General features: G+C 72.0%; 10 protein-coding genes. 5 read left to right on the top strand and 5 right to left on the bottom strand.

The genetic code is table 11. The features are described 5' to 3' along the window. The first annotated feature begins 13 nt into the window (after window positions 1-13). Complete coding sequence (locus tag CED_RS09950; protein ID WP_235187002.1) at window positions 14-613, top strand: RyR domain-containing protein; 600 nt, start codon at window positions 14-16, stop codon at window positions 611-613. A 123-nt stretch (window positions 614-736) separates the two neighbouring features. Here CED_RS09950 and CED_RS09945 read toward each other — a convergent pair whose 3' ends face one another. After that, window positions 737-2,554: a glycosyltransferase family 4 protein gene (locus CED_RS09945; RefSeq protein ID WP_035910118.1), complete on the bottom strand. Its 1,818-nt coding sequence runs from the start codon at window positions 2,552-2,554 to the stop codon at window positions 737-739. A gap of 180 nt (window positions 2,555-2,734) precedes the next feature. On the opposite strand from CED_RS09945, the gene CED_RS09940 reads away from it, so the two are divergent. Beyond that, the gene (locus tag CED_RS09940) at window positions 2,735-4,183 is read left to right on the top strand and encodes a polysaccharide biosynthesis protein (protein WP_035910059.1); all 1,449 of its coding nucleotides are present in this window, start codon (window positions 2,735-2,737) and stop codon (window positions 4,181-4,183) included. Window positions 4,184-4,238: 55 nt separating this feature from the next. Next, window positions 4,239-6,026 (top strand): hypothetical protein, encoded by a 1,788-nt coding sequence (locus tag CED_RS09935; protein ID WP_235187001.1) that lies wholly within the window; start codon window positions 4,239-4,241, stop codon window positions 6,024-6,026. A gap of 70 nt (window positions 6,027-6,096) precedes the next feature. On the opposite strand, the gene CED_RS09930 is transcribed toward CED_RS09935, so the two are convergent. Next, window positions 6,097-6,588, bottom strand: coding sequence for a GNAT family N-acetyltransferase (locus CED_RS09930; RefSeq protein WP_035910052.1), 492 nt, complete (start codon window positions 6,586-6,588; stop codon window positions 6,097-6,099). 100 nt (window positions 6,589-6,688) lie between these two features. After that, window positions 6,689-6,967, bottom strand: coding sequence for a DUF1778 domain-containing protein (locus CED_RS09925; RefSeq protein WP_011435617.1), 279 nt, complete (start codon window positions 6,965-6,967; stop codon window positions 6,689-6,691). Between the two features lie 228 nt (window positions 6,968-7,195). Here CED_RS09925 and CED_RS09920 point away from each other — a divergent pair, with 228 nt between their 5' ends. Both CED_RS09920 and mdoC read left to right on the top strand, forming a co-directional pair. Next, window positions 7,196-7,993, top strand: coding sequence for an aldo/keto reductase (locus CED_RS09920; protein ID WP_051868750.1), 798 nt, complete (start codon window positions 7,196-7,198; stop codon window positions 7,991-7,993). Window positions 7,994-8,142: 149 nt separating this feature from the next. Next, complete coding sequence (gene mdoC, locus CED_RS09915; protein ID WP_035910047.1) at window positions 8,143-9,408, top strand: glucans biosynthesis protein MdoC; 1,266 nt, start codon at window positions 8,143-8,145, stop codon at window positions 9,406-9,408. Between the two features lie 38 nt (window positions 9,409-9,446). Here the strand turns inward: mdoC and CED_RS09910 are convergent, their stop codons facing one another. Both CED_RS09910 and CED_RS09905 read right to left on the bottom strand, forming a co-directional pair. Beyond that, on the bottom strand, window positions 9,447-10,232 hold the full coding sequence (locus tag CED_RS09910; RefSeq protein ID WP_035910044.1) for an ABC transporter permease subunit: 786 nt from the start codon (window positions 10,230-10,232) through the stop codon (window positions 9,447-9,449). Further along, entirely contained in the window at window positions 10,229-11,398 is a 1,170-nt protein-coding gene (locus CED_RS09905; protein WP_051868747.1) for an ABC transporter ATP-binding protein, read from the bottom strand. The genes CED_RS09910 and CED_RS09905 overlap by 4 nt, the downstream gene beginning before the upstream one ends. Between the last annotated feature and the right edge of the window lie 102 nt (window positions 11,399-11,500).

Raw genomic sequence — 11,500 nt, 5'->3', positions numbered from 1 at the left:
GCGTGGAGTCCGCGTGGATGCTCTACGGCCGATCGGGGCCTCGCGCCCGGCCTGGGCCGATGCGGTGGGCGGGGATGGCGGCGTCGGCGGCACGCCGTCGGTCCTGGGCGACGGGGAGTTGGTGGAGCAGCTGGCGCGGGCGATCCACGACCGCTATCTGGAGCATGAGCTCGGTAAACGGCACGCGGCCGGATNGAGGCCCGGACTGCGGCCCTGGGCGGAGCTCTCCGAGGCGCTGCNGGAAGCCAACCGTGATCAGGCGGTTCATTACGAGACGGTGCTGCGTAACCGTGGCTGGGTGTGCACACCGGCCGAGCAGGACGTCGATCCGGCTGTCGATCCGTTTTCGCTGTCCGCCGCCGAGGTCGAGGAGCTCGCCCGGGCCGAGCACGACCGGTGGCGGCAGCACAAGGAGCGGCAGGGTTACTCCTACGGTCCGGTGCGCGAGGACCTCGGCCCGGACAAGCGTCACCCGTCGATGGTGGACTGGGAGGAGCTGACCGAAGAGGACCGTGATCGGGACCGCGACGCGATCCGGAACATGCCGGCCGTTCTGGCCCGGGCCGATCTGTGCATCACCCGGCGACCCGCGGCCGAGGCGGCTATCCGGTGAGCGGCTGACGGCCGCGACGATCGTCGGCGCATTGCCGCTGTCCGCCGATGACCCCGAAGACCTCCGCAGCCTGAGCGCACCGGTCACCTTATTTTCGTGTCAGCCCCCTGGGTACCGTCCCGATCAACGGTCACCTGGTTTTCCCGCTAGCTCCGTGGAAAGCATGTTCGAGGCTGCTCGTCGCGCTCCGGCCTTCGCCTGATCGCCCCGGTTGTCGGTCGGGATCGGACCGGGACCCGGATCCGGGGGAGATGCCGCCAGGTCACGGCTGGCCGCGAACAGCAGGTCCTCGCCGGTCGCCGGGCGTAGCCGCAGGTCGGCGAGCGCGCCGACCCCGACTCCGGCCCGGGTCAGGGCGGTGCGTGCGGCGGCGGGGCCGGCGCCGTAGAGGAGCGCGATCATCTCCGGGCCGGTCGGATCCGGCCGGTACACCAGGTCCGTGCGGCGCAACGCCGGGCGGGAGGTGCCGACCGGCAGGGTGAAACGGGCGTGCGTGAGGTCATCGTCCCGGCGCCGGCGCTCCAGGCCCCGATCCGGTCCCCGACCCCGCTGCGGCGCGCGGCCTTGTTCTCCTGCTTCGGCCCGCTTCGCCGCCGGGTCGGCCAGTCGGTCGATCTCGGCGGTGACCACCCGGGCCAGCAGTTCGGCGCTGGCGTCCCAGGTGAACCCGGCCGCCCAGGCGCGGGCCGCCGCGCGCAGCTCGGCCGCCGCGGGCGGCTCGGCCAGTAGCCTTAGCGCCGCGTCGAGGGTCTTCTCCAGCGGCTCGCCCTCGTCGACCAGCCATCCCGTAGTCCCGTCCCGGACCGCGTCGCGCAGCCCCGGGACCCGGAACGCCACCGCGGGCACCCCGAGGGCAGCGGCCTCCAGGACCGACAGCCCCCAGCCCTCACCATGCGAGGGGTTGACTGTCAGCCAGGCCGAGGAAAGCAGCCGGTCGCGGGTGGCGGCATCGGTGTAGCCGNGCCAGCGCACGGCGTCACCGTCCCGGTCGGTCGTGCCTCCCGAGCCCGGAGCCGCCCCCGGGTCGGTAGTGGTCACCGCACCGGTAGTGGTCAGCCCGAGGGCGACCGCGCGGGCGGTCAGCCGTTCGCGGTCCGGGCCGTCGCCGACGATGTGGACGGTGAGCCCGGGATGCGCCCCGACCAGCGCGGGCAGCGCGTCGAGGAGCAGGTGGAGCCGCTTGTGCGGCACGAGCCGGCCGACGCACACGATGGTGGGTGCCGTCGCGGGGCCGCCATCCGAGCCTGCGGGCCCACCGCCAGCCGGGCCCGTGAACGTAGTGGCCCCGGCGGCCCCGGCGGCCCCGGCGGCCGAGGTGGTCACCCCGTTGGGGACCAGGAAGCGCGGGCCGGGCAGGCCGAGGATGTCACGGGCCTCGGCGCGGGTCGAGGGGGAGACGACCACCACCGGCCGGCGCCGGTAGACCCACCGGCTGCCCGGCGCCTCCAGCAGTTGCCCCACCCGGGCGACCGGCCCGGGGAAGTACAACGGAAACTGTTTCTGATGAACGTGGTGGAGCACCTGCACGACGGGGGTGCTCGCCGGCAGCACCAGGGGGCTGAAGAACGGGATCCCGTTCTGGCAGTCGACGACGGCGTCGACGCGGTGCCCGGCCCGGCCCAGGCTGGCCAGCCGGGCGAGCACCGATGGATAGACGCCGAAGGTACCGCCCCCGCGGCGCACCTCGACGCCGCCAACGGACTCGGCGACGGGCGGACCAGGGCGTTCACCTTCCGTGGCCCGCGAGGTCAGCAGGGTGACCCGGGCACCGGCCGCGGCGAACCGCTCGGCGATCGACTGGCAGAACANCTCCGCCCCGCCGGCCTGCGGATGCTCCCGGTCCCGCCAGTTGAGGAACACCACGTGCCGGCCGGCGAGGGTGGGCAGGTACCGGCGCTCCCGGGACCCTCCGAGGTGTGTCGATCCTCCCGGGGGCGTCACGCTGGGACTTCCCGTCACCGGTGGCATTCCTTCCATTTCGTTCCGCTCGCCAGGGCTTACCATGTTCGTCTGCAAGGTTCGCCTGCAACCTACCGATGTCGGAAAATCGTCGACCACCTACCATGGCCGGTGTTCCGCTGTGGGTGATTTCGACGTGTCCCGTTCCCGGTGGGGAGACTGATGGCGAAGCCCTCGCGTGAGGCTGTGACGGGCCTGCTGGCCGGTCCGGCAGCACTGGCCGTCGCCGGCATGCTCGTCAACGGGTGCAACCTGCTGATGAACCTGATCGTCGCCCGGTCGCTGGACCCGGACTCCTACGGCGCCGTGTCGGTGCAGGTCAGCATCTTCCTGATCCTCTCGGTCGCGGGTAACGCGCTGCTGATCGCCGTGGTGCAGCACGAGACGTCCGGCCCGGGGGGCACCCGGCGCGAGCAGTGGTCCTGGATCCGGCGGCTGCGGGGCGTCTGCGGCGTCGGCATCGCGATCTCCGCGATCGTCGCGGTGGTGCTGTGCCGGCCGGTGGCCGCGCTGATGTCCTATCCGCATCCGCTCGCGATCGCCGAGGCGACCATCGGTGCCGCGCTGTGGACGCTGCTGTGCGTCGAACGCGGCCTGCTGCAGGCCAGGGGGGCCTATCCGCGTCTCGCCGTCAACTTCGTGGTCGAGGGCTTCGTCCGGATCGGCCTGGTGATCGTGCTCGTGCTGGGCGGGCTCGGGGTGAACGGCGCGGGCCTGGGCATCGTGCTCGGCGTCGTCGTCGGCGCCGAGCACGCCCGGTGGGCCGTCACGCGCACCCCGCGGCTGCCGCGCCCGCCCGCGTCCCAGCGCGGGGCGCCCGTGTCCCAGCGCGGGGCGCCCGTGCTGCCTGACGACGGCACACCGCCGGCCACCGGGCCGATTCCGCTGCCGATCCCGGCGCCACGCGCCAGCGCCCGGCAGAGCGTCATTGCCGACACCACCGTCGCCCTCGGCGCGCTGATCCCCCTCGCCCTGCTGCAGAACATGGACGTCGTCATCGTCGGCTGGCTGGGCTCCTCCGGGGTCGGCGGCTACGCGGCGATCTCGACGGCCTGCAAGGTACCGGTCTTCATCGGGCTGGCGGTCGCGAACTTCCTGCTGCCCGAGGCGGCACGACGGCGCAAGGAGGGACGCCCCGCCGGGGGCACGTTGGTCGTGGCGCTGGTCTTCGTCGTCGCTCCCGGGCTCTTCCTTGCCGGGCTCGGTCTGTTCGCGGCGAAGTGGTTGATCGGACTCGTCTTCGGGGCGCATCTCACCGCCGCCGCCTCCGCGCTGTCGGTGCTCGCGCTGAGCATGACCCTGCTGGCCGTCACCCTGATGTTCACCACGTACCTGCTCGGCGCCGGGGTGCGCCGGGTCGTCGGCGTGCTCGCCGTCGCCACGGTGGCGACGGCTGGGGCGCTTGTCTCGGCCGGCGGCGGATCGATGGCCACGGCCACCGCCGCGCTCGCCGCCGAGTCGGTGACCGCACTCGCGGTCGGCCTGCTCGTGGTCCAGCTGCATCACGCCGACCGCCGGGTGGCGCGGGTCGCCGAGACGCACCGGCGGCCGGCGGGGGATATGGGGCTACCCAACCCCCAACCCGGCGAGGGGGTCCCGGCCCGGGTGTGAGGAGCTCCTCTGCCCGACGAGTCCCAGCCCACCCCGCGCGGAGAGGCCACCGCTGATGCCAGCCCAGACCCGTCCGAACGCGGACGGCGGTGAGCCCGGTTCTCCCGTTTCTCCCGGGTCGTCGGGGTCGGTGCGTTCGCCGCTCGCCGTCACTCGCCGCCGCCTGCTTGCGACGGCCGTGGGCCTCGGCGCGACATCCGCCGGTGCCCTCGTCGCCGCGCGCCTGCTCTCCTCGTCCTCGGGTCCGACATCCTCCGGTGACCTGCCGCTGAGCCGACCCTCGGCACCAGTCGGCGGGGTCACCGTGGGGCCGTCGATGCCGGCCGGGGCGGTGGCGGGCCTGCCCGGGAATCTGCTGACCATTTACGGCGCACCCGGCACCTTCGGAAACCTCGACGACCGGTCGGCCATCGAGATTGCCGGGGTGCCGGGCTGGGGCTTCGGCCCCGGTCAGGCCGCCTTTCTGTCCGCGGTCGCCGCGGACGGCACCGTCTTCCTCGCGACGACTCCGTTCACCGACGACCAGGCGAAACTGACCGGCACGGGCATGGAGATAGAGATCTTCGAGCCGGCCGCCGAACGGTTCACCCGCCTGGTGATCCCCTCAACGAAGGGCCGGACAAGCCTGCCCCGGGCCGACCCGAACTACCANGGTGTGGGCGGCGGGGACATCTCGGACGTGATCGTCGTGCCCGGTCCGGACGGCACCGAGCGGGTGGTCTTCGTCTCGCTGATGCCCTTCTTCGGCTGGAACNCCTCCATCGATGGCGAGTTGCCGAGCATCGGTCAGCTCCGGCGGGATTCCCCGGGCGGACGGTGGGCCTACGACCGGACGGCGTCCAGGACGGCGGCCCAGCTCGCCGGGACCGCCCCGCCGCACGTGGCGGCGCTGGCCTTCCCGGTGCTCGCGCCGCTGGAGCCGCGCTCACCGCGCGGGCCGTCCTCGATCGCCCGGCTGCCCCGCAGCGGGCACCTGGTCATCGCCCAGTACCTGGGGACCGGGGTCGGCGGCACCGACAACGGCGCCCTGCTCGTCGTCGACCTTGCCGGCCGGGTGCGGGCGCACTGGCAGTACCCGCAGGTCCGCCCGCTGGGCCTCGAACTGGTCGTGAACCCGCGGGAGGTCGTCGCCGATCCCACCAGCGAACCCGATGACGAACGGTTCGTGCTGATCAGCGACGTGCGCGGGCTGGACTTCCGGGCCCAGCCCTTNCCCGTGCAGGAGTTCTCCTACTCGGCGTCGCGGGGCACCATCAGCCCGAGGAGCACGGCGGTGCGCGCCGTTCAGGACGGCTCCCGGATGGAGTCGGCCGTGTTCGGCGCGGACGGCACCCTGTATGTGGCCCGCACCAAGGCCGACGGGCTGCGGGCGGAGACCCTCGCCGTCTACCCGAAGATCGATGGGGAGCGCGGCCTGGTGNCCCGGNCCCCCGCCACGGGCAACTGGCCGGTCGACACCTGGGGCATCGCCAACCGCCCCGACTACCTGGTCGCGGGCACCGACCGGGGTGGGCTGGTGCGCAGCATCACCCTCGATCCGGCCACCGGCGCGGTGCTGCTCGCCGGGCTCGACGGCCTGGTGCAGGTCGTGCGGCCGGCGGGGCGCGGCACGCGGATGACCTTCCGCACCGACCGGCCGATCGACGTGGGGCTGAGCAGGCTGCGGGGCCCCGCGACCCGGTATGTCGGGGTGCGCCGCGGCGCGGTCGACGCCCGCCGTCGCAGCCTGTGGCTCCCGGTGAACCAGCTGCTGCTCGACGGCCTGCCCTGGCCGTACCCCCCGTTCAAGCTCGATCAGTGGTTGCTGCGCGTCAACCTGGATGTGCTGCTCGGTGACGGGTAGGTGACGGGCGGCCAGCGGGGGCCAGCGGGGGCCAGCGGCGTTCGGCGGGGCCTGCGGCGGCCGGCGATGCTTAGCCCCCGCCGGCGGCGGCGTGTAGCGGCAGCGCGAGCAGGNAGGGGNCGACGTGGGTGCCGAGGAAGCCGAGATGGCGGTAGAACGCCCGGCCGGGTTGCCGTATCGCGTGGGCGAGCAGGAGCGGCACTCCGACCATGCGATGGACGGTCAGCGACCGCATCACGGCGTCCCGCACGAGTTGGGCGCCGAGCCCGCGGCCCTGGTACCGGACATCGACCGCGAGCCGCCCCACGAACATCGCCGGAACGGGTTCGGTGGACCGGCGCGACCACCGGCGTGAACCGGGGATCCGTTCCAGGGCCGCGGTGGCCAGGCAGTAGTAGCCGGCGATCCGGGTAGCGTCGACGATCACGAACGTGTTTGTCGTCCGGTCCTGCTGGTGTTCGAGGGCGTGGTGGCGCAGCCAGCCGTCGAGCAGGTCGTCACCGCTGTTGAAGGTGAGCCGGTCCGGGCCCTCGGACAGGGCCGCGGGCTTGGCGAGGGGCACTGCGTAGGATCCTTTCTTGGGGCCGCGTCGGACCGCGTCGGGATCGCCGGTCGACTGGTCGGCCGATCGGGAGGCGGGCAGAGGTGGCGGGGTACTCCGGCTACTCCTGCTGCTCCGAGCCCGGTTCCTCGTCGAGGAGCCGGCGCAGCCGGGGGGAGTCCGGCGGCGGCGCGTCGAGCAGCGCCTCGAGCTTGCTCCAGTCGGCATCCGGGACGCGGAACAGGCGGCGGTCGGCGAGAACCTCTCGCGCGTATCGCTTCATGGCCTCGGCGGCGAAGTCCTCAAGGGACAGGCCCTCACCCTCCGCGGCCGAGCGGATGATCTCGGCTTCATCCTCGGGTAGCCGTACCGCGAGTCTGTCGTCCCTGGCGGTGCTCATGCTGGCAGTCTGCCCTCCGGGTCTTCGGACCCGTTNCCCCGGGTCTCGCTCGCCGACGTGGGTACCACATCCATCGCGGCCGTGTCGCCCGGATACTCGAAGGCCGGCCGGAGCGCGGATCCGGTCGGGTGCCCGGCATCTCTTCGTACCAGATCTTCGTACCAGAGAGGTCCTACGCCCGTGGTGCTTTCGCCTGTCCCCACCGTCCCGCTCGCGCACGGTGCCCGGATGCCCAGGCTCGGGCTCGGAACCTGNCCGCTGAACGACCGGGAGGTCCAGGGGGTGGTGGAACAGGCGCTCGGGCTGGGCTACCGATTGATTGACACCGCGCACAACTACGGCAACGAGAAGGGAGTGGGCGCCGGACTACGCGCCGCCGGCGTGCCCCGCGAGGNGCTGTTCGTCACCACGAAGTTCAACAAACGCTCGCACAGCGTCCGCGGCGTGCGCAGGGCCGCCGTGGAGAGTACCCGCCGGATGGGGCTGGACTACCTCGATCTGCTCCTCATCCACTGGCCGAACCCGTGGCGGGATCGGTACGTCGAGGCCTGGAAGGGGCTCGTCGAGCTGTTGAAGGACGGCCAGGTGCGCGCGATCGGGGGGTCGAACTTCAAGACGACCCACCTCGACCGGTTGCTGGCCCAGACCGGTGTCGCGCCGGACGTGAACCAGATCCAGCTCGATCCCCGACTCGGCCGGTCCGCGATCCGCGCCTACCACGCGGAGCAGGGGATCGTGACGGAGGCGTGGAGCCCGCTGGGCGCCGGCACCGGGCTGCTCGACGAACCCGTGATCACGCGGATCGCCGCCGCGCACGAGCGCACCCCCGCGCAGGTCGCCCTGCGCTGGCACATCGAGCTGGGCATCGTGGTGGTGCCGAAGTCGGCCAGCCCCAGGCGCATGGCAGAGAACATCGACGTCTTCGACTTCACGCTTTCCGCTGAGGAGATTGCCGCGATCTCCGGACTGGACCGGGGCGCCGCGGGGGAGGCGGACGCCCTCGACTCCGACGTGTTCGGGCACTGAGCTCCGGGAGTTCGGGGTCCCTGGGAGCTCGGGGCAATCCTCTCGTTTCGTATCATTCATGATACGTACGATGTAAGCCTGCCACGTCTTCACCGGAGGGCGTCGCCCGTAGGGGCTCGGAGCGGTCCGGCAGCCTTGGTGGAGGAATCGTGGGGCGAAAGGCGGCGCCGTCCGCTCCGGGCGGGCACTACCACCACCTGGACGCGTTGCGCGCCGTCTTCATGCTGGGCGGCGTCTTCGTGCATGCCTCGACGCTCGGTGACGACCCGTTCTTCCACGGGATCGCCTACGCCTCCGGCCTCTTCCGGATGGCGGACTTCTTCCTGATCTCCGGGTTCCTCTCCGCGATGCTCGTCGGGAAGTATGGGCCGTCGCGCACCGTGCATCGCAGGCTCGCCAGCGTGGGAATCCCATTCCTGTGCACCCTGGTCCTGTTCAATCCCACCGCGCTCTGGTTGAGCTACAACTTCCACAACCCGGACGTCTCGTTCCTGGACTTCCTGCGTGGAAACATCGTCCCCGAGCCGGTGGGCGAGCTGCGCTGGCCTCTGCAGCTGTGGTTCCTCATGGTGCTGCTCGCCTACGCGCTGTGCACCCCGGCGGCCGTGAGCGTCATATCCCGCCTTGTGGCCAGCTCCCTCTACCGGCGGGCCACCACCGGTCGGCTGCGCGTCATGGCCACGATCATCTCACTCGTCATCGTGACCACCATCCTCATCCGCGGCGGGTACCGGGCCGCGGNGACTCCCGTCATCGGTTCCGATCCCCTCGACCTCCCGGTCGAGGAGACGCTGGACTTCCTGCCGTTCTTCCTCCTCGGCGTGCTCCTCTACCTGGATCGGCGGCGAATCCTGCCGTCCTTTCAGCGGCCCGCGCCGATCCTGCTCGCCGTGGCCGGCGTCCTGCTGCTGGCGGCCAATCAGGACTGGGGTGGAGTGCTGACCTCATCCACCGGTCTGGTGCTCAGCAGGACCCTCTTCNCCATCGCGATCACCGCCACGCTCTTCGCCCTTGCCAGCCGGCTCGTCCCCGGTCCGCGGCCCGCCGTCCGCTACCTCTCCGACGCCTCCTACACGGTCTACCTCTTCCACTATTTCTGGATCTACGCCATCGCGACGCTGCTCTCGCTGGACCCGAGCCTCCGCTGGCCGCAGATGCTCCTGGTCACCGCCCTCACCTTCGGCGTGACCCTGGCCATCCACCATTTCGTCATCTTGCGGTCACCCTTCCTCCGCAAGATCTTCAACGGGAAATTCCCGGTCGACGGCCGCCGCGGCACCGGCCGGCCCGCGGCCGGGCCCCTGACCACAGCGGCCGGCACGGCGGACTCCGAGCTGACCCAGCCGCTGCGCTGGCTTCCCCGGGCCGAACAGCTCGACCCGGAACGGACCCAGCACCTGCGCTGGGCTCCCTGACGCAACCTTCCTTTATAACGCTCCCTTATAACGNTTCCTTATGAGGTCATGTCCCGGCGCCAGAAGAGGACGACGGCGACCAGCACCATCGCGGTGCAGTAGACCAGCCCGCGCAGCAGCGCGTCGGCGTAGGGCGTGGCGACGGCGAAGCCACCGGTGGCGATCGCCTCCATCAGCTGCACCGGCAGCCAGGCCCGGGCGGGACCGTAGATGCGCGTGACCAGCATCTCCACCGGCAGCGCGTAGGCGACCGCGACCGCGATCGCCGCGGCAGGCGCGCGGAAGACGATCGCGGCCAGGGCGCCGAGCGCGGCGTAGCCGAGCGATCCGGCGCACAGGTTGACAAAGCTCTTGCTCAGTTCGGCCAGCCCCGCCGCGCTGCTCCAGGCGGCCGTCGACACCCCCTTCAGCGGCGCGAGCGCGAAGGACAGGGCGACCGAAACCACGGTCGCCACGGCGATGACGAGGACCACGAACGCCGCCAGAGCCAGCAGTTTGCCGGCGAGAAGCCGGAGCCGGTGCGGCTGGGCGACGAGCTGGTTGCGCAGGGCCCCGTGCGCATGGTCGCCTGCGAGCGACGCGGCGACGACGGACAGGGCCACCACGCCGAGCAGGATGCTGACCGCCTGCACCCCCTGCGCGACGCCGTTCGCGGCGGACAGCCCGCTGGCCGTGACGGGGTCGCCATCGAAGTCGTTGTGCCCCACCGAGACGAAGGTCAGAACGGTGCCGAGCAGGGCCGAGGCGNTGACCGCCCCCAGCGTCCCGAGCAGGAACCGGGTCCGCAACAGCGGCACCCATTCGGCGCGGAAAGCCGTGATCATGTGGCACCTCCACGGCTCTGGGCCGGGTCGAGCCCGGCTCCCACGGCGGGCACACTGCCGTCCGGGGNGCGACCGAAACGGACGAGGTCGCCGTCGATTTCGCCGGTGACGCGCAGGAAGGTCTCCTCCAGGTTCGGCCGATGGGTGCGCAGCGAGCGCAGGGTGATGCCGGCGCGCATCGCCAGTCGGTTGAGGTCCGCGGCCACTCCCTCGCGGGCGTGGGCGGTCACCACCGGATGGCGTTCGCCGACTCCCGCGTCGCACGACGGCCCGGGGCAGAGGTCGATCTCGACCCGAAGGCCGGTCTCACCGAGGAGCCCGGCCAGGCGGCGGGCGTCGTCGTCCCGCTCGGGCACCATGAGGATCCGGGGATCCTCGGCGGAGAGCAGGTCGGTGACGTGCCCCTGGAACAGCATCCGCCCGCCATTGATCATCACCAGATGATCGCAGATCTGCTCGACCTCGGTCAGTAGATGGCTCGACATGAAGACCGTCATGCCGCTGCTGGCCAGCTGACCCAGCAGCGCGCGGATCTCCCGGATGCCCGCCGGGTCGAGGCCGTTCGTCGGCTCGTCCAGGATGAGCAGGCTGGGATCGGGCAGCAGAGCGGCGGCGATGCCCAGGCGCTGCTTCATCCCGAGGGAGTAGGCGGTGAACCGGTCGTCGGCTCGCTCGGTCAGGCCCNCCTGTGCGAGGNCTNCCCCGNCCCGCCGCGCGCGATCGGCGCGGCGCCGCCCGCCGATCCCACGCAGCAGGGCGAGCTGGTCCAGATTGCGCCGGCCGGACAGCCCGGGATGGAACGTCGGGCCCTCGATCATCGCCCCGACCCGGCCCAGGTAGCGGGCCGGATGGGAGATCGACGCGCCCAGCACGTACCCCTGGCCCGCCGTGGGGCGGATCAACCCCAGCAGCATGCGCAGCGTGCTGGACTTCCCGGCCCCGTTCGGGCCGACGAAACCGGACAGCGTCCCGCGCGGCACCTGGAGGTCGAGATGGTCCACCGCCACCCGGTCGCCGTACCGCTTGCCGAGCCCGTGGGTCCAGATTGCCGCCTCGGTCGGGCCCTCGGGCGATCGCCCGGCCAGCCGCGGGGGCCGCGCCGCGCCGCGGGGGCGACCANCCACGTTCGATGCGTGCGTCGGTTCGGTGACCGAACCCGAAGTCATCGTCTGACAGCCTCCCAGATCATGCGTTCAACTCCCGAGATCGGTCGATCCGTTACCCTCCACCGTGACTCCGTCATCCACCGTGCTCTATGGGAGTCGTGC

The sequence above is a fragment of the Frankia sp. CeD genome (assembly GCF_000732115.1).
Lineage (GTDB): Bacteria > Actinomycetota > Actinomycetes > Frankiales > Frankiaceae > Frankia > Frankia casuarinae.
Note: the sequence above shows the minus strand (reverse complement) of the source record. Positions and strands in the feature narration are given on the sequence as shown.

Excerpts from the sequence above, each read along its gene's own strand:
- CED_RS09940 (WP_035910059.1), top strand. The coding sequence starts at position 2,735 with ATGGCGAAGCCCTCGCGTGAGGCTGTGACGGGCCTGCTGGCCGGTCCG.
- CED_RS09925 (WP_011435617.1), bottom strand. The coding sequence starts at position 6,967 with ATGAGCACCGCCAGGGACGACAGACTCGCGGTACGGCTACCCGAGGAT.